This window comes from Rhizobium sp. SG570 (genome assembly GCF_012275345.1).
Lineage (GTDB): Bacteria > Pseudomonadota > Alphaproteobacteria > Rhizobiales > Rhizobiaceae > Rhizobium > Rhizobium lusitanum.
Window position 1 is genome coordinate 1 of sequence record NZ_JAAZQI010000020.1, and the last position, 19,538, is coordinate 19,538.

The 19,538-nt window shown below is 61.2% G+C and carries 19 protein-coding genes, 1 pseudogene and 1 riboswitch; of the genes and pseudogenes, 9 read left to right on the forward strand and 11 right to left on the reverse strand.

Annotated features, from left to right (window positions below; translation table 11 throughout):
* From FHT28_RS29210 to oiaX, 3 genes and pseudogenes are all read right to left on the reverse strand, one after another.
* Positions 1 to 95 (reverse strand): annotated as a pseudogene (locus FHT28_RS29210) (semialdehyde dehydrogenase); the annotation flags it as partial.
* A gap of 94 nt (positions 96 to 189) precedes the next feature.
* Positions 190 to 1,524, reverse strand: a complete 1,335-nt coding sequence (locus tag FHT28_RS29215) for a four-carbon acid sugar kinase family protein (RefSeq protein WP_168598117.1) — start codon at positions 1,522 to 1,524, stop codon at positions 190 to 192.
* A gap of 5 nt (positions 1,525 to 1,529) precedes the next feature.
* Positions 1,530 to 2,789, reverse strand: a complete 1,260-nt coding sequence (gene oiaX, locus FHT28_RS29220) for a 3-oxo-isoapionate-4-phosphate decarboxylase OiaX (RefSeq protein ID WP_168598118.1) — start codon at positions 2,787 to 2,789, stop codon at positions 1,530 to 1,532.
* 184 nt (positions 2,790 to 2,973) lie between these two features.
* Between oiaX and FHT28_RS29225 the strand changes: the two genes are divergently transcribed.
* Together FHT28_RS29225 and FHT28_RS29230 are read left to right on the forward strand one after the other, a co-directional pair.
* Positions 2,974 to 3,678 (forward strand): transcriptional regulator NanR, encoded by a 705-nt coding sequence (locus FHT28_RS29225; protein ID WP_037197433.1) that lies wholly within the window; start codon positions 2,974 to 2,976, stop codon positions 3,676 to 3,678.
* A gap of 110 nt (positions 3,679 to 3,788) precedes the next feature.
* Positions 3,789 to 4,001 (forward strand): hypothetical protein, encoded by a 213-nt coding sequence (locus tag FHT28_RS29230; protein ID WP_047640813.1) that lies wholly within the window; start codon positions 3,789 to 3,791, stop codon positions 3,999 to 4,001.
* A gap of 7 nt (positions 4,002 to 4,008) precedes the next feature.
* Here FHT28_RS29230 and FHT28_RS29235 read toward each other — a convergent pair whose 3' ends face one another.
* The gene (locus tag FHT28_RS29235) at positions 4,009 to 4,155 is read right to left on the reverse strand and encodes a hypothetical protein (protein ID WP_156143649.1); all 147 of its coding nucleotides are present in this window, start codon (positions 4,153 to 4,155) and stop codon (positions 4,009 to 4,011) included.
* A gap of 51 nt (positions 4,156 to 4,206) precedes the next feature.
* Between FHT28_RS29235 and FHT28_RS29240 the strand changes: the two genes are divergently transcribed.
* Entirely contained in the window at positions 4,207 to 5,079 is an 873-nt protein-coding gene (locus tag FHT28_RS29240; protein WP_037197435.1) for an undecaprenyl-diphosphate phosphatase, read from the forward strand.
* 9 nt (positions 5,080 to 5,088) lie between these two features.
* Here FHT28_RS29240 and phaZ read toward each other — a convergent pair whose 3' ends face one another.
* Positions 5,089 to 6,303: a polyhydroxyalkanoate depolymerase gene (gene phaZ / locus FHT28_RS29245; RefSeq protein WP_047560247.1), complete on the reverse strand. Its 1,215-nt coding sequence runs from the start codon at positions 6,301 to 6,303 to the stop codon at positions 5,089 to 5,091.
* Between the two features lie 122 nt (positions 6,304 to 6,425).
* Between phaZ and FHT28_RS29250 the strand changes: the two genes are divergently transcribed.
* Positions 6,426 to 7,079: a glutathione S-transferase gene (locus tag FHT28_RS29250; RefSeq protein WP_037197561.1), complete on the forward strand. Its 654-nt coding sequence runs from the start codon at positions 6,426 to 6,428 to the stop codon at positions 7,077 to 7,079.
* Positions 7,080 to 7,112: 33 nt separating this feature from the next.
* Here FHT28_RS29250 and FHT28_RS29255 read toward each other — a convergent pair whose 3' ends face one another.
* From FHT28_RS29255 to thiM, 4 genes are read right to left on the reverse strand one after another with little or no spacing between them, the layout of a single operon-like run.
* Positions 7,113 to 7,877 carry a 3-oxoacyl-ACP reductase gene (locus FHT28_RS29255; RefSeq protein WP_168598119.1) on the reverse strand — a complete coding sequence of 255 codons (765 nt, stop codon included), beginning with the start codon at positions 7,875 to 7,877 and terminating at the stop codon, positions 7,113 to 7,115.
* A complete protein-coding gene (gene thiD, locus FHT28_RS29260) occupies positions 7,874 to 8,695 on the reverse strand; it encodes a bifunctional hydroxymethylpyrimidine kinase/phosphomethylpyrimidine kinase (RefSeq protein ID WP_047640809.1) in 822 nt (273 codons plus the stop codon). Before thiD ends, FHT28_RS29255 begins: the two co-directional genes overlap by 4 nt.
* A complete protein-coding gene (gene thiE, locus FHT28_RS29265) occupies positions 8,692 to 9,327 on the reverse strand; it encodes a thiamine phosphate synthase (RefSeq protein ID WP_168598120.1) in 636 nt (211 codons plus the stop codon). The genes thiD and thiE overlap by 4 nt, the downstream gene beginning before the upstream one ends.
* Positions 9,324 to 10,127: a hydroxyethylthiazole kinase gene (thiM, locus tag FHT28_RS29270; RefSeq protein WP_168598121.1), complete on the reverse strand. Its 804-nt coding sequence runs from the start codon at positions 10,125 to 10,127 to the stop codon at positions 9,324 to 9,326. Before thiM ends, thiE begins: the two co-directional genes overlap by 4 nt.
* Before the next feature lie 47 nt (positions 10,128 to 10,174).
* A riboswitch (TPP riboswitch) is annotated at positions 10,175 to 10,271 on the reverse strand.
* A gap of 234 nt (positions 10,272 to 10,505) precedes the next feature.
* Here thiM and FHT28_RS29275 point away from each other — a divergent pair.
* The 3 genes from FHT28_RS29275 (at position 10,506) to FHT28_RS29285 (ending at position 13,862) form a co-directional block, all read left to right on the forward strand.
* A complete protein-coding gene (locus FHT28_RS29275; RefSeq protein ID WP_077468184.1) occupies positions 10,506 to 10,652 on the forward strand; it encodes a DUF1127 domain-containing protein in 147 nt (48 codons plus the stop codon).
* Between the two features lie 498 nt (positions 10,653 to 11,150).
* Positions 11,151 to 12,026: a glutathione-dependent disulfide-bond oxidoreductase gene (gene yghU, locus FHT28_RS29280; RefSeq protein WP_037197562.1), complete on the forward strand. Its 876-nt coding sequence runs from the start codon at positions 11,151 to 11,153 to the stop codon at positions 12,024 to 12,026.
* 219 nt (positions 12,027 to 12,245) lie between these two features.
* Positions 12,246 to 13,862, forward strand: coding sequence for a hypothetical protein (locus tag FHT28_RS29285; RefSeq protein WP_168598122.1), 1,617 nt, complete (start codon positions 12,246 to 12,248; stop codon positions 13,860 to 13,862).
* 20 nt (positions 13,863 to 13,882) lie between these two features.
* On the opposite strand, the gene FHT28_RS29290 is transcribed toward FHT28_RS29285, so the two are convergent.
* Positions 13,883 to 15,259 (reverse strand): sigma-54 dependent transcriptional regulator, encoded by a 1,377-nt coding sequence (locus tag FHT28_RS29290; RefSeq protein ID WP_168598123.1) that lies wholly within the window; start codon positions 15,257 to 15,259, stop codon positions 13,883 to 13,885.
* Positions 15,256 to 17,118 (reverse strand): sensor histidine kinase, encoded by a 1,863-nt coding sequence (locus tag FHT28_RS29295; RefSeq protein WP_168598124.1) that lies wholly within the window; start codon positions 17,116 to 17,118, stop codon positions 15,256 to 15,258. Before FHT28_RS29295 ends, FHT28_RS29290 begins: the two co-directional genes overlap by 4 nt.
* A 234-nt stretch (positions 17,119 to 17,352) precedes the next feature.
* Between FHT28_RS29295 and FHT28_RS29300 the strand changes: the two genes are divergently transcribed.
* A complete protein-coding gene (locus tag FHT28_RS29300; protein WP_037197446.1) occupies positions 17,353 to 18,681 on the forward strand; it encodes a dicarboxylate/amino acid:cation symporter in 1,329 nt (442 codons plus the stop codon).
* Between the two features lie 336 nt (positions 18,682 to 19,017).
* Positions 19,018 to 19,518: an NUDIX hydrolase gene (locus FHT28_RS29305; RefSeq protein ID WP_312865301.1), complete on the forward strand. Its 501-nt coding sequence runs from the start codon at positions 19,018 to 19,020 to the stop codon at positions 19,516 to 19,518.
* Positions 19,519 to 19,538: the final 20 nt, after the last annotated feature.

Here is a 19,538-nt window from a genome sequence, read left to right on the forward strand (position 1 = left end):
TCGACGTGGCGCACGTCGAAACGCGAGCCTTTCAGATTCTTGGCGAGCCGGTAGCCCATTTTGCCGCCCGCGCCGAAAAGAGCAATTGCAGTCATGATAATACCTCGTTTGCTTTCAAGGCGTGGTATCGTAAGTGGTATGATGAGTCAATGAGTATGCCATTGGCTAAGTCAAAAAATGGCATGCGGGCTACGAGCTTCTCCCATCGCGGATCTGCGCAAAGTAATCATCGGTTCCGACTTGGCCGCCCTTGAGTGCGATCTGCAGACCGTTGGTCGGTGCGTGGTTGCCGTGCGCCGTGCAGAGCGGCGATCCCGGCGTCTGCGGCAATGGCAGCAAGGTGGTCAGTGCATCGACGCGCAGTTCTTGCAATGCGTGGCTTGACGTATCGCCGCCGGCGATGACGGCACGGCCGAGACCTTCCTGTTCGATCAGCCGCCGTAGAAGAATGCCGAGGGCCTGCCCGAGGCGGTGCCGCGCGCCGGGAATTCGATCGATATCGCCACCCCGGTCGGCCGAGGGGCCAAGTGCCGTATGGAGAATGACGCTGCGGCCTTCCTTCAGGCTCGCAATGCCGGCATTGGCTGCCTTCTCTAGGGCGCGTTCGGCGTCTTCGCCGACCAGCTCAAGCGGATCGACGTCGATACCGTCGAAGCCGTCGGCCACCGCGCGGCGGATCTGGCGTTCGGTCGTCGGCGATACGCTGCCGGAGACGACCGCGAGACGTTCGACTTTGCCAGGCTGCTGGAAGTCTGGCTTCGGTCCGATCAATCCTTCGTCGCGCCAGGCGTTCAGAAGGGCATATTCGACGCCTGAGGAGCCGGCGACGAAGGAGCCGCCCTTGTTTTTAAGGCGCCATAGCTGACGGCCTGCGGCTGCCTGCGTTTCCGTGCTGTCAACATCCATGAGGAGGATGCCGTCATCTCCCTTCACAAGCCTGTCGATCCGCTCGTCCGCGTCTGCCGCCACGATGGTAGCGAGATCAGCAAGGCTGACGGGGAGGGAGGTCTGCTTGCTCAGATGCACGGTAAGATCGGCCTCGTCCATCGGCGTGACCGGATGCCGGCTCATCACCGGATGGCGGTCGATGCGGAAGACCCGGCCTTGATAGGCGGCAAAGAGGTGACCGAAGGCTGTATAGCGTTTGAGCTGCGGCGCGCCAACGATGACCGGTACGACAGGCTGGTTGAAGAGCATCTTTCCGATCTCGATCGCCCTGCCGATATTCCCGACCTTCGGGCTGGAATCGAAGGTTGAGCAGACCTTGTAGTGGCAGATCCCGGCGCCCTGGCTTTTCAGCCATGCGAACGCCGGCGTCAGATGCTCGTCCATCCATTCCGGCGTCTCGCTGCGGCTGGTGCCTGCGACACCGATGGCGCGGCAATCCTTGAAACGCTCCAGCATGGCTGCGCTCGGAATGCCGAGAAACAGCACGGTCGGGACACCGTTGGAAGCAAGCGCCTCCATGACATCGGTCGAGCCGGTGAAGTCGTCGCCATAATAGCTGAGAAGAAGATTGGGCATTGCTGTCAGGCGTCCTTGCCGTCACTGAATTTTGCGATCGAGGCGGCAAGCTCCGGATGGTTCTTGGCGTAATCATCAAGCGGGATGTCAGCAACAGCTGCCTGCCAGGCCTGCTGGATGGCCCTGACGCCGGCCGCAGGCCCGAACGGATGGCTGACAATGCCACCGCCGCAAAGATAGAGAAGATCCGTGGTCCGGCCGGTGCGCCGATAGGTCTCCGGAGCCTGGCCTCCCCACTGACCGGAACCCGCCACAGGGAGCGGACAGTCGGATGGATCGAAGAGCGGCGTGCTGATGGCCTTGAAGGATTCGACGAAACTGTCGTCGGGCTCCCAATATTTGACCCTGATGCCATTGATCTGGAACTGGTCGACGCCGAGCAGACGCCAGAACTGCTGATAGACCTTGAAATCCATGCCGGCGCCGGGGTGCCGGGTCAAGACGTCCCAGCCGTTGCGATGCGCGTGCAGCACCAGGCCGGAGCGCTTGCGCAGGAAGCTCATGCCTCCGAAGCCGATGGAATTGATGTTGACAACGGCGCAATTGCCGCCGGCCTTCAGCACGAGATCATGGTTGCGCATCATCTCGTCAGGATCGGCGTGCGAAATGCCGAAGGCGTACATCACCTTCTTGCCGGTCTTCTGCTCGTGATCGAGGATGAGCGGCATGATCGCCCCGACGCGCTCTTTTAGCGGCGAGTAGGCGGGGCTCATCAGCTTCTCGTCGTCCTTGATGAAATCGACGCCCGAGCCGATCAATTCGGCGACCAGGTCAGCCGTTTCCTTCGGCCGCAGGCCGAGTGCCGGCTTGACGATGGTGCCGATGATCGGACGACCGCTGACGCCGGTCAGCCGCAGGCTGCCGGCAACGCCGAATTGCGGGCCTGGATGAGCGTCGCGAAAGGCTTGCGGCAGCTTCATGTCGACGACGCGGATGCCGGTCATGCCCTTGATCGAGTAGACGCCGCCGATGGTGATGGTCATCAACGCTGAAAGATCGGTGCCGATCGCATCGAGCGGAAAGGCGATATCGACATCGGCACGGCGGATGCGGCCGTGACCTTCGGCAGCTTCCGGCCATGTCGGTCGCTCGGCGTCGGCAAGCGGGCGGATCGCCGTGACGCGGGCGGCCACCCGCGATTTGAGCTCTTCCGTCTCGCCAGGCACCGCCACGAACGTGCCGGTCGATTGATCGCTGGCAATCTTGCGGGCCATCGCCTCGATGCTGCCTGACGTTTCGATACGGTAGGTGATGGTGATGGTCATAGGGACTGACTGCTCCTTTCGCCGACGATTTTCGCGTGGCGTAAACTGGTGAAGTGGTATAATGAGTATCCCAACTTCTGCAACGTTTTTTTTGCTCGTTAGCCGGCAGGCTGTTCCGTATGGGCTTTCTCGACGGCAGGCAAAAATGCATAAGGAAAGAAAAGCTTTGAGCAAGCGGGGTTCCATGGGCCAGCCAGTAGAACAAATTGTACGTCGAAAGCTGTCCGACGAAGTATTTGATCGGCTTGAACGGTTGATTACATCGGGAGAACTCAAGCCGGGCGACGAAATGCCATCCGAGCGCGTCCTTATGGAGCGTTTCGGCGTTGGGCGTCCGGCGATCCGCGAGGCGATGCAGGCACTTGCCAATATGGGGTTGGTGAACATTTCCCATGGTGAGCGGGCAAAAGTGCTCCAACTCACCGCCAAGTCACTCTTCCGGCAGGTCGATCTGACGGCGAAAATCATGCTGTCGCAATCGACGGATTCGCTGGAGCATTTGAAGAGCGCCCGCATTTTCTTCGAGCGCGGCATGGCGCGCGAGGCAGCGGTGCGCGCAACCGAAAAGGATATTGCCGATCTCCAGGAGATCATCGAACGGCAGCGCGCCTTTCTCGGTCATGCCGAGGAGTTCATTTCAGCCGACATGCAGTTCCATACGCGCATCGCGCAGATTTCCGGCAACCCGATTTTCGCAGCCGTCAGCGAAGCCATGCTGGCCTGGCTGAAGACCTACCATACGGACATGCTGATCTGGACGGGCAAGGAAAAGTTCACCCTGGTCGAGCACGAGGAAATCCTTGGACGGCTCGCCGAAAACGATGCGGACGGCGCGGAGGCGGCGGTATTGAAGCATCTGGAGCGGTCGCGCGCCCTTTATACCAAATAGGCGCTTTTTCTTCAGGACGCCCGCCATTTACGGTTCGTGTGGGCCCGTATATTTGTCGCAATTTTTCCTCAATCTTCGTAGTATCTGCCGAAATGTAGAAGAGGTGTGTGATGATCAATTTTATTCATCGGAACATGGCGCTTGTCCTGGCTCCCGTCATGACGGTGCTCGCCATAGCTTTTTATAATCTGCTTTCCCTGCTGGTCAGGCATCATCACAACATTCTGCATGGTCTTCATCATGTGATCGGCGCCGTCGTCCTTTGCGTCGTGTTTTATGGCATCATCCGCTACATGCAGTCGCTGCCCGAGGACGATAGCTAGAATTCCATCAGACTTTGGAAAATAAAGCTGATAATTTCAGATAGGGTTCAGCCTGCCCGACTATCGTCGCCTCGATTCTGAGCGCGAGATCGGTAATGCATTCGACATGTGCCACCGATAACGCGTCGGAAAACTGTTTCGCAGCAAAGTTCATCGCGCCCTTCCGGCGCTAAGCCCCCCACTTAAGAACTGAGGATATCGAAACGTGGCTGATGTTTGTACGCAGGGCGTGGACACGGGCTTCGTCGCCCTGGGTTATGCCAAAATAGCTTTTCTGGGCGTTGTGCAGGGGCTGACGGAGCTGCTGCCGGTCTCCTCCACGGCCCACATGCGCCTGGTGCCGGCCTTGCTTGGCTGGCAGGATCCGGGTTCGGCGTTCTCGGCGGCGATGCAGCTTGCCGCGCTGGCGGCGATCATCTCCTATTTCTGGAGCGATGTCCGCTATGTCACCTTCGGATCGCTCGATGCCATCAGGCAGAGAGATTGGCGCTCGCCCGCGATGCGGCTTGCGATTGCCATCATCATCGCCACGATCCCGATCGTCATTGCCGGCCTGCTGCTATCGTCTTCGCTCAATGCCTGCGGCACGTCGTTTCGCAGCCTCTGGGTCATCGGTCTCGCCTGTCTCGTCATGGGCATTCTTCTGGCCGTCGCGGAACTCTACAGCCGACATACGAAGGACATGGAACAGATGACCCTGATGGATGCCCTGTTCGTCGGCATCACTCAGGTCGGCGCCCTCGTTCCCGGGGTCTCTCGTTCGGGCTCGACGCTGACGGGCGCACTCTTCCTTGGCCTGAAGCGCGACGAAGCGGCGCGGTTTTCATTCCTGCTCGGACTTCCCGCCATCGCTCTTGCCGGGCTGAAGGAGCTGTTCACGCTCTACAAGGCTCATATTCCAATGGAGGCGTGGTCGGTGCTGCTCGTCGGGCTTATTGTCGGCAGCATCTCGTCCTTCGTGGCGATCTGGGGCTTGATGCGCTTCCTGGAACGCTTCTCCACCTGGCCCTTCGTGATCTACCGCATCGTGCTGGGCGTCGTCATTCTCTTCGGCGTTCTGACCCTGGGTTGGGCTTGAGCGGCTGCGCTATTCCATCGCGAGGATCATGTTCCGGACGATGGGATAGATTTCCGTTTCCCAGCGGCGGCCGTTGAATACACCGTAGTGTCCGACATTGGCCTGAAGATGGTGCCGTTTCAGATGCGGCCGCAGCGATCGACAGAGATCGTGTGCGGCCGAGGTCTGGCCGAGGGCGCAGATGTCGTCGCGTCCGCCCTCGACCGTTAAAAGAGCCGTCTTGCGGATCATGCCGGGATCGACCTTTTGGCCACGATAGGTAAAATCTCCCGTCGCCAGCTCGGCTTTCTGGAACACCCGGTCGATGGTCTCGATATAGAATTCCTCGGTCATGTCGAGTACGGCAAAATACTCGTCATAAAAGGTCTTGATCTTGGCGGCTTCGGCCGTCTCGCCCTTGGCCAGATGCTCGTAGAGCTTGCGATGGGCGTCCTGATGGCGCTGCATGTTCATGGCCATGAAGGCAACGAGCTGCAGGAAGCCAGGATAGACACGTCGGCCGCCGCCCGAATAGCGCCACGGCACATTGCTGATGAGCGAATTTTCGAACCAGGCGAGCGACTTGGACACGGCAAGCTCGTTGACCTCGGTCGGGCTTTCGCGCGGATCGATCGGACCGGCCATCAAGGTCATGGTCCGAGGCGTCGCCGGATGCCCGTCTTCCGACATGACGGCAACCGCCGCCAGTACCTGCACGCAGGGCTGACACACGGCAAGGACGTGCCCGCCCGGGCCGATCTTCTCCAGGAAGCGGATGATGTAGTCCACATAATCGTCCATGCCGAAAAGTCCGGCGGAGACGGGCACATCGCGGGCGTTCGCCCAGTCGGTTATGTAGACATCGTGGTCGCGAAGCAGGGTTTTCACCGTGCCGCGCAGGAGCGTGGAGAAATGCCCGGAAAGCGGCGCGACCACGAGGATCCTCGGTCGCGGTGTATCGATATCGGCGGCAAAGCGCAGAAGCTTGCCGAAGGGCAGATCGAGCGTGGTTTCAATGGTGATGGGTACGTCGCGATTTCCCACCCTGACGACGTCGATGGCAAAGTCGGGCCGCTTGTGGGTGATCTCGTAGCGGGAGATCATTTCCAGCGCGGCAGAAAAGTGCTGCGCCATCTCGCCAGCCGGTCCCCAGAACATCGGCGCGGAGAATATTTGCAGGCGCCGCGCCAGATCGCGCAGGGGCGCAATGAGATCATCCTGGAATTGATAGGCTTGATAGAGCATGGCCGACGTCTCCCGCACTGCCAGAGAAATGCGGCAGTGCAAAAAAGCTAGTGCAATATGCCGCGCTATGCGAGAAGATTGTTATGGCAGACCATTATTTGTCCGGCACGGATTGGATCGCGATGACGCAGGCGACACTGACGATTTCCTCGAAGAACTATTCCTCCTGGTCGCTGCGTGGCTGGCTGCTATGCCGCATGGCCGGCCTGGATTTCACCGAAATGCTGGTGGAAATGAACGATGAGGCCCGCCAGGAGCTTCTTCTTCTATCGCCATCGGTTCTCGTGCCGCGACTGACCCATGAGGATGTCACCGTGTGGGACACGCTGGCGATCGCGGACTATCTGAGCGAAATCGCTCCGAAGGCGGGACTATGGCCCACTGAGCGGGTTGCCCGTGCTCTCTGCCGCTCCGTCTCGGGCGAGATGCACTCCGGCTTCCATAATCTGCGCTCGGCCCTGCCGATGAATCTCAAGGCGCGGCATGCGAGCTTCAAGATATTTTCGGGCGCACGCCCCGATGTGGAGCGGGTGAAGACGATCTGGACAGACTGCCTCGACGCAAGCGGCGGTCCCTGGTTGTTCGGAAAGGCGCCGACCGTCGCCGATGCGATGTATGCGCCGGTCTGTACGCGCTTCCGCACCTATGCGGTGGAGCTGGAACCGAGACTGGCCGCTTATGTCGAGACAGTGCTTGCCTGGCCGCTGATGCGGGAGTGGACCGAAGGGGCCGTGGCTGAGCCGGACGAGATCATCGAACTGGAAGTGGAGTTCTGATCGCCGGCCGGCGCGCCGCTTTGCTGCTGATCATTATCCGAAGACGAGCCCGCCATCGACGATCAGGTTCTGTCCGGTGACGGCGCGCGCCCAGGGGCTTGCGAAGAATAGAACCGTGTCGGCAGCTTCCTCAGGCGTAGTGACACGGCGCAGCGGCGTGTTCGCTGCGATGATGTCGAAGACCGCTTCGGGCGTGGCGCTGCTGGCATCCGTGGTGCGCAGCAAGCCGCCGGAGACCATGTTGACGGTAATTCCGAGCGGGCCAAATTCGGCGGCGGCCGTCCGCGTCAGCGACAGCAGCGCCGCCTTGGCCGCCGTGTAATCGTGATAGGGCACGACCGGATTCTGGAAGAGGTTGGTGCCGATCGTGACGATGCGGCCAAAGCCCGCCGCCGCCATCGCCGGCCGCGCCGCCTGTATCAGGTTGAGTGCACCCTGCAGAGCGGTTTCGAGCTGCGTTGCCATTTCGGCCCAACTCAGTGCGTCCAACTTCGAACGCACGTCGCCATTGAAGCTGAAATCGGCGAGCGCATTGTGGACGATCGTGGTCGGGGCTCCGAAATGGGCCGTCACGTCTGCCACGAGCTGCTTTGTTTCGTCGAGGCTGCGGATGTCGGCCCGAAACGCCTTTGCATGGTCGCCAAGCCGTGCTGCAAGCACCTCCGCCGGCTCCCGGCTGGTGCGGTAGTTGACGGCAACTTTGGCACCTTCGCGGGCAAAGGCTGCTGCGATCGCGGCGCCGAAACCGCGTCCGGCGCCAGAGACGATGACGACTTGTTCGTTGAGGGGCAGGTTCACTTCGATATTCCTTCCATGTCAGACCAAAGTGCGTAGAAATGCTGGACAGGGCCATGGCCGCTGCCGACCGAAAGCTGCCCTGCGGCTGTAACCGCGCCTGCGAGGTACCGTTTGGCGGAGGCAACGGCTTGCGGCAGCGGCAAGCCCTTAGCGATCTCGGCCGCAATTGCGCTGGACAGCGTGCAGCCGGTTCCATGCGTGTTCTTCGTTGGTAACCGCTCGGCTTCGAACCAGGTGAGGGTGTCAGCGCTTGCCAATATGTCCGGACTTTCATCACCTTCGAGATGGCCGCCCTTCACGAGGACTGCCGCCGTGCCGAGATCGGCGAGAGCGTGCGCCTGACGCGCCATGTCTTCGCGGCTTTTCGCCTCGGCTTCATGCAGTAGGGCAGCCGCCTCCGGCAGGTTCGGCGTCAGCACCGTCGCCAGCGGCAACAGCCGTCGGGTGAGCACGTCAACGGCATCCGCTGCAAGCAGGGCGGCACCGCCCTTGGCGATCATCACCGGGTCGAGCACGATGGGAACATCGCGATGTCGCGCCAGAATGTCGGCAACGGCTTCGGCGATCCCAGCATTCGCGATCATGCCGATCTTGACGGCATCGACGCGTATATCGGCAAAGATGGTTTCGATCTGATCGGCGACAAATTGCGGTGGCACCGGATGGACGCCGGAAACGCCTTGCGTGTTCTGGGCAGTCAATGCCGTCAAGACAGCCATTCCATAGACGCCGCGTGCCGAAAAGGCCTTGAGATCGGCCTGGATACCGGCGCCGCCGGAAGGATCGGAGCCGGCGATGGAGAGGACGTTGCGGATCATCTGCGCGCCTCCTTGACGGCTTCGGCGATAAGGGCTGTGGCGGCTATGGGATCGGCCTTCCCGCAGATTGCCGAGACGACGGCCAGTCCGTCCGCTCCGGCCGACAGGACATCGGCTGTGTGTTCGGCCTTGAGACCGCCGATGGCGACGACAGGAACCGGGCAGAGCCTGATGATGCGGGCAAGGCCGTCAAAGCCGATCGGCTGCTTGTGGTCGGGCTTGGTCGGCGTGGCAAAGACGGGGCCGACACCAACATAGTCGACGATCTCGGCATCGACGGCCGAGGCCAGAGCTTCCGTCTCCACCGAGAGACCGAGGATCATCTCCGGCCCAATCATACGGCGGGCGGTGCCGGCATCCAGATCTTCCTGCCCGATATGCAGGCCATCGGCGCCGATGGCGATGGCGGCCTCGACATCGTCATTGACGATGAGGCGGGCGTTGCTTCCGGCCAGCGCCCGCTTGAGGGCAAGGCCGGTCTCGATCATGGCTGCGGTTGAAGCATGCTTGTCACGCAGTTGCACGATGGTCGCACCGCCGGCGACCGCCGCACGGGCTGTCTCGACCATGCCGAAATCCGCACAGAGTATCGGATCGAGAACGAGATAAAGCGAAAGGTCGAAGTTTTTCATGCGAGCATGATCCTCGCTTTGGCGGTAAGCGCTTCCGCATCGAGGGCGGCCAGCGCGTCGAGGAAGCGCCAGGAAAAGGAGCCAGGCCCATCGGCGACGGTTCCCGCTTGTTCCCCGGCAAGGGCAAAGACGGCAAGGGCCGCCGCCGTCGCATCGAAGGGATTATCGGGCGCAGTCGCCACAAAGGCCCCGACCAGGCAGGTCAGCGAGCAGCCGAGGGCCGTGACCTGCGGCATCAGCGGCGATCCGCCTTCTATGCGTCGCGCCTTGTGGCCATCGGTCACGAAATCGGTGACACCGGTCACGGCAACCACGCATCCATGCCGTTCGGCGAGTTGCCTGGCCGATTGCTCGGCCAACTCGACGGGATCGCGGCTATCGACGCCCTGGCCGCGACTGACGCCTCCTGCGAGCGCGATGATCTCGGACGCGTTGCCGCGAATGACCGTCGGCTGCAGGTCCAGCAATTGCGCGACTGCCCTGCGCCGGAATGCGGTCGCATAGTGAGCGACCGGATCGAGCACCCAGGGCCTGCCGGCCTGTCTTGCCGATTGCGCGGCCGACAGCATGCCGACAAGCCATTCGGCCGACAGCGTGCCGATATTGATCGTCAGCGCGGCGGAGATGGCGGCGAACTCGGCCGCTTCTTCCTCGGCATGGACCATGGCCGGCGATGCGCCGGCGGCAAGCATCACGTTGGCGGCGATGTTCATCGCGACGAAATTGGTGATGCACTGCACCAGCGGCGGATTCGCCCGCATGGCGCCGAACAGAGTGCCGGCAGTGGTTTGGTCTTGCATATCGCCCCTTTCGGGCGGGCGAGACGCGAGGGGCGGCATAGGATGTTGCAGAACCCCGAGCGACTCCCTCCGCCAGCATGATCTGGTTCAGGTTCAAAGGGTGCTTCTCAGCCTGCCGGATAGCAGACGCCCCTGTCTCTCAATGCCGTTGTTTTCGCAGACAAAGGCTGCCCTGTCATCAATAAATCGCAAAGACATTGGGGGCCGTGCCGGAACAGCCTTGCAGGTTCTGCATCAACCCATGCACTTCATGCATGGGTGCAGTGAAGCCTTGGCGCTGCAAAAGGCGAGGGGCTTCCACTATATGTTTCTCATCGAAGCGAATGGAGCGCCAAGGACGGCAGCTCAGCTTCGAATGCCCGAGGAAAGGGGATCATCATGAACGTAGCACGCTCTTTCAACAACTGGCGCAAGTACCGTCAGACGGTCGCCGAATTGGGCCGCATGTCCACGCGCGAACTGCATGACCTGGGTATCGATCGCGGCGAAATCCGCAATGTTGCCCGTGCAGCCATCGCGGGCTAACGGCTCGAAACGCTGATCTGCAATCTGCATGTTGCCAGCGCCTGCTTCCTCCCGAGCAGGCGCTTTTGTTTTGTCCGCATGACGGCTGTCACTGTTTTGTATGCCGAAATGTTATGCGGTCGAGCTTTCCGCTTTTCGCATAGCGCATAACTGCCTTGCAAATAAATGCCTATGAAGTGAGCAAAAGCCAGGTATTATGATTTTCATCGAAGCGATGCACCTCCTCCCGCATCCCTTCGCTTTGCAGGCGCCCTACTCCTCCTCCCAAGGTCGTCTGCGCGAACAGCGCCACTCCTCCTCCCGTGCGCTGTTCATTTATTGTCGAAAGCCTGCCGCACCTCCTCCCGCGGCAGGCTTTTTTCGTTTTATCCAGGGCCATCCAAAAAGCAGCTCGTGCTCCTCTCGTAAAAATGAACAGCCGCTACTATGTGCGACAGAAGTAGCGCGCTACATCGATGACCACGCTCAATTCGATTCACTGAAAACGAGAGGATGCCCATGACCGGTTCTGCCGAATACACGCCGCCGAAAGTCTGGACCTGGAACAAGGCGAATGGCGGCCAGTTCGCCAATATCAACCGTCCGATCGCGGGGCCGACCCACGAAAAGGAATTGCCGGTGGGTCGTCATCCCCTCCAGCTTTATTCGCTCGGAACGCCGAATGGCGTGAAGGTCACCATCATGCTCGAAGAGCTGCTGGCGCTTGGTCATAGCGGCGCTGAATATGATGCCTGGCTGATCAAGATCGGCGAGGGCGACCAGTTCGGCAGCGGTTTCGTGGAGGTCAATCCCAATTCGAAGATCCCCGCCTTGCTCGACCGCAGTGGCCCCAAGCCGATCCGCGTCTTCGAATCGGCGTCGATCCTGACCTATCTCGCCGAAAAGTTCGGCGCCTTCCTGCCGACCGAACAGCCGGCTCGAGCCGAATGTTTCTCCTGGCTGTTTTGGCAGATGGGCAGCGCGCCCTATCTCGGCGGCGGTTTCGGCCATTTCTACGCCTATGCTCCGACGAAGATCGAATATGCGATCGATCGTTTCGCCATGGAAGTGAAGCGCGAACTCGATGTGCTCGACCGTCGTCTGGCCGAAAGCGAATATATTGCCGGCAGCGAATACACGATCGCGGATATGGCAATCTGGCCATGGTATGGCGGCCTGGCCAAGGGCTGGCAGTACGGAGCAGCCGAATTCCTGCAGGTGCAGGATTACAAGAACGTCCAGCGTTGGGCGGAGCAGATATTCGCACGACCGACCGTCAAGCGCGGGCGCATGGTCAACCGCATGTCCGGCGATCCTTCCGAACAGCTGCGCGAGCGCCATGACGCCAGCGATTTCGACACGAAGACGCAGGACAAGATCGCGCCCGCCGGCTGACATTCCATTTACTTTCGATCGTCATGAGCTCGCGGCCCAAAAGCCGCGAGTTTTTTGTTTTGTTCGGTCCTGAATGCCGGGTGATTATGCCCGGCAAGTCAGCCTCGCTCCATCTTGTTTGGCCTAATGTGCGGCTGCTGGCAGGGTTCTGTCGGCAGACTTGAGCGCGATGCACCCATGCAAAGCGTTCCGAACAGGATGCCAGAGGAATGCTTCTCCATGCCGCAAATCGTTGACGACCGTGCCCTGGACAGGAACGTGGCCGCAGGCGCGCCGTTGCAGCGATCGGGCAAAGGAGAGGAGGCTCTTCTAAGAAGTCTGATCTCGGGCGGCGACGAGCGGTTGGATTGCGATGAGGCTACCGGCCTCAATATGTATGGCCATGGCCCGTCGCCTCGTCCGCGCGACCTCGCCTTCGGCTCGTCAACGGCCTCGACCATTTCTGCCGCAGCGTTTTCCACGGTCGGCGCCTACTATGCCGACCTGCCGCGCGAAATGGAAAGTGCTTCGGCCACGGAGATCTATGAGCGCGAGATTGGCAGGGTTCGCCATGATCTGCTGCGTCTGCTCGACCTCAATCAGGCTGCGGGGCAGGCGCGCGTCGATGCAATATTGGCGACTTCGGGCACTGACATCCATCTCTTTGCCGCGGCACTTCTGGCGCGCGAGGATGACCGCGCGCTGATGACGATCACGCTGATGGGCAACGAAACGGGCAGCGGCGTGATGACTGCCTCGTCCGGACGGCATTTCATGAACCGTGTCAGCAGTGAACGGGCCGTCGCCAAGGGCGAGGAGCTGCAGCTCGGCGAGGCGACGCGGAATACGACCGTAGCCGTCCGCAACAAGGACGGCTCCCTGCGCACGGACGAGGAGGTCGAGGAGGAACTGCGGGGGCTGATCGAGCTTGCCCGCGCGGCCGGCCTCCGGTGCCTGCTTGTCGTGACGGACGTGTCGAAAACCAGCTTGCTGGCGCCGAGCCTGGAAACGGTCCTGCGCCTGAAGGAGCGTTTCGGCGCCGTGCTCGACATCATGATCGATGCCTGCCAGTTCCGGCTGTCGGCGGCAACGATTCGTGCCTATCTCGCCCGTGATTTCATGGTGGCGGTGACGGGTTCGAAATTCCTGGCCGGGCCGATTTTCAGCGGCGCGCTATTGTGCCCGCCGGCAATCTCGGAGCGTTTCAGGCATCGCACCGTGCCGGCGGCACTTGCAGACTATTGCGGCAAGGCGGAGTGGCCGGAAGGCTGGGCAGCACGCGAATCGCTGCCGGATCGCGCCAACTTCGGTCTATTGTTGCGCTGGAAGGCGGCCCTTTTCGAGCTCGAACGCTTTGCCGGTCTTCCCGAGGAGAAGGTGATTGCGGTTCTCTCTGCCTTCGCCGGAGCGGTAACCATCCGGCTCAGGAGCGATCCTTCCTTCGAACTCCTGGACAGCCGGCCGTTGGATCGGAGCCATCTGTGGGGCGAAACGTCGGTTCTTCGTTGGGATGAGATCCCTTCGATTTTCTCCTTCTACCTGTGCCATCCTCACCATGAAGGCCTGTTGACGGCAACGGAAACCGCTGATGTCTACAAGGGCTTGGCCGTCGAGCAGGGCGGGTCGGCGGCGGTGCGCCTCGGTCAACCCGTTCGTTGTGCCGATTTTGGCGATATGCCGGCAAGTGCGCTTAGAATCTGCCTGAGTGCGCCGCTGATCGTCGCGGCCTGCGAAAGTACCGAAGCGCTTGCCGGCTTGATTGCCGAGGCGATGACGGTTCTCGATCGAACGGCCGACATGGCGGCCCGGCAATCGGGTGAGCCCGATGTTGCGCCGATGCGGGTCGCAAGCGCATAGCCTGTCATCCGCCAGGCGGCCTATGAGCTCCGCCGGTCATCCCCATCAAAGCCGGCGAATTCGCCCCTGACGATGCCGTGCCGCTGCAGCTTGTCGTAGAAGGTCTTTCTGGGGATGCCGAGCGCTTCGATGGTGCGGCGGACGTCGCCATTGTTTTGCGACAGCGTCTCGCGAATGAGTTCCGCCTCATAGCGCTCGACCCGGGTGGGCAGCGATAGTCCGGAATCCGTGGCAGGCGCGTCGCCCGATTTCGGCATTGCCGTCGTCTCGAGGCCGAGCACGAAACGTTCCGCGAAATGCGCCAGCTCGCGAACGTTTCCCGGCCAATCATGCTGCTGCAAATGGCGGCGCACGGCGGCGGAAATGACCGGCGCATCGCGTTTGAAGCGGCTGGCGGCACGCTCCGCGAAATAGCCGAACAGCAGGGGGATATCGTCACGCCGCTCGCGCAGTGGCGGAATGGAGAGGGTGACGACGTTGAGGCGATAATAGAGATCTTCGCGAAAATCACCGCGCTGGCTGGGATCACCGAGATCGACTTTCGCCGCCGCCACCACGCGCAGGTCGACGGGGCGCACCTCGTTCGTGCCGAGCGGGGTCACCTCGCGCATTTCAAGCACACGCAGCATCTGCACCTGTATCGCCGGCGGCATGCTCTCGATCTCGTCGAGAAACAGCGTTCCCGAGCTTGCATGCTCGATACGTCCGACGCGCTTCTTCTGCGCGCCGGTGAATGCGCCCGGCTCGTGACCGAAGAGTTCGCTCTCGATCACGGTTTCGGGCAAGGCACCGCAATTGAGCGCGACGAAATTGCCCTTCGCGCGGCGGCTCCAGCGATGCAGCAGGCTTGCCACGACTTCCTTGCCGCTCCCCGTTTCGCCTGTCACGAGCACATCGACATCCGTATCGGCAATCTGCCGTAATGTATGTCGCAGGCGTTCGATGGCCGGGGTCTGGCCGATCAGCGGCAGATCGCCCTGCGCCTGCTCGGCGGCGAGACGGAGCGAGCGGTTTTCCAGCACGAGCCGGCGCTTTTCGGCCGCGCGCCGCACGCTCTGCACCAGCCGGTCCGTGGCGAAGGGTTTGGCGATGAAATCGTAGGCGCCGTCCTGGATCGCCTGCACCGCCATCGGAATGTCGCCGTGACCGGTCACCAGGATAACCGGGAGATCGGCGTCGCGCTCCCTGATGCGGGCGAAGAGCTCCTGCCCATCCATCTGTGGCATGCGGATATCGGAAACGACGACCCCGGCGAAGCCGGGATCGAGGGCGGCGAGGGCATCGCCTGCTGCCGCGAAAGCGGAAACGGCAAAGCCCGCGAGCTCAAGCGTCTGTTTCGTCGCTTTCAACAGATCCTTGTCATCGTCGATGAGAAAGACCGGGGAACTGTCGTTCATGTCGTGGCCCTGCGCAAATGGATGGTGAAACGGGTGCCGTCAGCGTTGCTTTCGACCTCGATGTGGCCGCCATAGTCGACGACGATATCCTTGGAAATGACGAGGCCGAGGCCCAGACCCTTTTCCTTCGAGGTATTGAACGGCGTAAACAGCGAGTCGAGGATTGCCGCTGGAATGCCAGGGCCGTTGTCAGAGACGACAATTTCGACATCATCGGATGTCTCATGCACCGAGACCTCGACTTTTGCCCGATCTTGGCCCTCGAGGGCTTCCAGGGCATTCTGAAAGAGGTTGATCAGGACTTGCTCCAGCCGGATCCGCGTGCCAACGACGGTGAGCCCCACCGGCGGCAGCTCGATCTTCAGAGCATCGAGATGGCCGGCGAACCGGCTTCGCAGCAATATGACCGCACCTTCGATCGCGATTCTCAGGTCCACCGGCTCCGGCGCGGTCCTGCCCTTGCGGCCAAATGCCTTGAGCTCTTCGGTGATGGCGCCGATGCGCTCCGTCAGCGCCGCGATGGCGGACAGATTATCCTTGACCGGCGCGGTCTGCTGCCTGTCGAGGAAGATATGTGCATTCTCCGCGTAAGCGCGGATCGTCGCGACCGGCTGGTTGATCTCATGGGCGACGCCGGCTGCGACCTGGCCGAGAATGGCGAGACGGTTGGCCTGCACGAGATCCTGTTGCACGCCCTGGAGCTTCGCCTCCGTTGCACGATGGTCGGCAATTTCCGCTTCCAGACGGTCGCGGGCGCGACTGAGATCCTCGGTGCGCTCCAGAACGCGCCGCTCCAACTCCTCGCGGGCGATTCTGTTGACGGCGATCTGCATGGCGGAGACGTCGCGGCGGCGCAGGAGAAAAGCGGCGAACGCCAGGATCGGCAGCAGGACGGTCAAGGTGAGAAAGCGTGTCTCCCTTACGGAGGATGCGACCGCCTGATCGGTCGGGATCAGATAGCCGAGCTGCCAGGGTGTCGATGGGATCGTGGTCGTCAGCCGCAGATACTCGGCGGCGCTGCTGCCGGGCAAAACGGCGCGTACAATGGCCGCATCCGGCCCTACTGCTTGCGGACGGCTGATCGGCAGCGGCGAAAGGGGCGCTGCGCCGAATTGCAGGCTCTTGCGAATGGTCGCGGCCTCTTCACGCGAAAATGGTGCTGTCGTCATGAAACGCCAGGAGGGCAGGCTGGTAATCAGGACGACGCCACGCTCGTCGGTGACATAGGCCGGGCGTCCGGTCTCGCTCCAATCAGCCTCCAGCTGGTCGAACTCCATCTTGACCACGACGACGCCGAGCGCGGAATCGGCGTCACCGACGCGCCGGGAGATATAGAGGCCGGGACGATTGCTGACGTTGCCAAGCGCGTAGTGTTCCGCAGTTCCCGTCTCCATGGCTTTGCGGAAGTAGTCTCGGAACGAATAGTCGTTGCCGACGAAGCTCAGCGGCTCTCGCCAGTTGCTGGAGGCCATCGCGACGCCATCTCGGCCGGTGACATAGAGAACCGCGGCGCTCGTTCCAGAGACCAGGCTTTCCAGTTTGCGGTCAAGGGCGGCGACATCATCGGCCTGTCGCCCGGCAAGCGCATCGCGCACCTGCTGATCGTCGGCCAACAATAGGGGCAGCGCACGGGGTCGCTCAAGCACCGCCCGCAAGAGAGCCACTTTGAGGTTCGCATCCGTATGTCCTTGCCTCTGCAAAGTCTCGATGGCGGAGAGGCGGCCGTAGAAGCCGGCGCCGTACAAGGCGGCTGCGATGACGGCTGCGCATAAGAACGCAAAGACAAACCAGACCCGGCGGGAGCGGCGGCCAAGTTGCTCTGGCGTCAGAAATCGTTCCGTGGTCGGGCGCTGCAGCATTCCTCATATTGTGCACGATTTCGCGCGCGCCGCAATTCGAGATGTGCGGATTTTCGCACATGTTGTGAGGGGTGTTATCGCGGCGGATTCTTAAATCTTGAAAAATCAAATAGTTACTTCTGGTCCTCCCATTTGGCACGCTCGTTGCAGTGAAAAGCCTAACAGTCGGAGGCTGTTGAATTCTAGTCGTCGCCCGGAGGGCCGAGAAATCGGTTGGGCTTAAAGGAGGACATCATGATTGCTCCCATCGCTGCCGCCGAAACGCGCGCGAAACTTCCCTTTTACCGGCATCTTTATGTGCAGGTTCTGACCGCCATTGCTGCTGGCATCCTGCTCGGCCATTATTATCCGCAGCTCGGCACATCGCTGCAGCCGCTCGGCGATGCCTTCATCAAGCTGGTGCGCATGGTCATTGCGCCCGTTATTTTCCTCACGGTCACGACCGGTATCGCCGGTATGTCGGACCTGAAGAAGTTCGGTCGTGTCGTCGGCAAGGCGTTCATCTACTTCCTGACCTTCTCGACTTTGGCGCTTATCGTCGGCCTCATCGTTGCCAACGTCGTGCAGCCGGGTGCTGGCATGCACATCAATCCTGCAACCCTGGATACCAAGGCCGTTACCAATTATGCGGCGCAGGCCCATGATGCCTCGGTCGTCGGCTTCCTGATGAACATCATCCCGGATACGATCGTCGGCGCCTTTGCCAAGGGCGATATTCTCCAGGTGCTGTTCTTCTCGGTGGTCTTCGGTATCGCGCTCGGTGCCGCCGGCGAACGCGGCCGCCCGGTTACCGACTTCCTGCAGGCACTGACCACGCCGATCTTCCGCATGGTTGCGCTGCTGATGAAGTTCGCTCCCATCGGTGCCTTCGGTGCCATGGCCTTTACGATCGGCAAATACGGTATCGGCGCGATCGCCAACCTGGCGTTCCTGATCGGCACCTTCTATCTGACGTCCATCTTTTTCGTGCTCGTCGTGCTCGGCGCCGTCGCACGCTACAACGGCTTCTCGATCCTGGCGCTCATCCGCTATATCAAGGAAGAGCTGCTGCTGGTGCTTGGTACTTCCTCGTCGGAAGCCGCATTGCCCGGCCTGATGAACAAGATGGAACGCGCGGGCTGCAAGCGCTCCGTCGTCGGCCTCGTCATTCCGACGGGTTATTCCTTCAATCTCGACGGCACCAACATCTACATGACGCTGGCGGCGCTCTTCATTGCGCAGGCGACCGATACGCCGCTGGCGCTTGGTGACCAAATCCTGCTGTTGCTCGTGGCCATGCTGAGCTCGAAGGGTGCGGCCGGCATTACCGGTGCGGGCTTCATCACACTTGCCGCCACGCTTGCAGTCGTGCCTTCGGTTCCGATCGCCGGCATGGCCCTGATCCTCGGCATCGACCGCTTCATGTCGGAATGCCGCGCGCTGACCAACTTCGTCGGCAACGCGGTGGCCACCATCGTCGTTGCCCGCTGGGAGAACGAGCTCGATCAAACGAAGTTCGCCGCGGCCATGGCCGGGCAATTGAGTGAAGAGATCGAGGTGCCGGCGCTGCAGGCGGCCGAATAGGCTTTTGCCAATCCTCCACAATGCAAAACGGCTCCTTCACGGGGCCGTTTTCAGTTTGCGTGGCCGCATTGTCACACCAGGCGCAGACCGACGATCGCTGCACGGCTCGCCATATCAATTAACAGCCATCTTCATAAAACTGTCACGCCAACGGCTCACAGCATGGGGTTGAGAGTTGGGAATTTCGGCAGAGTCGCATGCAGGACAGGAGAGCAGCGTGTCGCAGAAAATCTTTGTGAGCGCGCGCCGACCGGCTTTGGGCCGGCCTTGCTTCGGGCGGCATTATTACGGGTAGCCGAGGGCATGGCATCTTCCATCTCAGCGCAGGAAAAAGCCTTGAAGCGTTCGGGGAGCTTTCTGTCCGAACTCGCCTCCCATACCGATGCGCTGTTTCGCGGCCGCGCCTATGAGCAATATGCAGCCATCTGCTACAGAAAGTCTGCCGAGCGCGATGCACCGGAAGTCCTGGTCGTCACCAGCCGCGAAAGTGGCCGTTGGGTTGTTCCCAAAGGCTGGCCGATCAAGGGCAAGAAGCCGCATGAGGTAGCGGCCATCGAGGCGTTTGAGGAAGCCGGCGTGCGCGGAAAGGTAAAGAAGAAGCCTTTCGGCTATTTCACCTATGTAAAGCAGCTTGACGACGGCAAGGACGTTCCTTGCGTGGTCGAGCTGCATCTGCTCGAGGTCGCACAGATTTTCCAGGACTTTCCCGAACGTGGCCAGCGCCGCAGCGAATGGGTTTCCTTCATCGAAGCGGCGAGCCGTGTGCGCGAACCGGAACTCAAGGGCCTTCTACTCGCAGCCGAACGAAAAATATCCAAGGCAAAGGCAAAGAGATAGCCGAGCGGTGTGCTCGCATT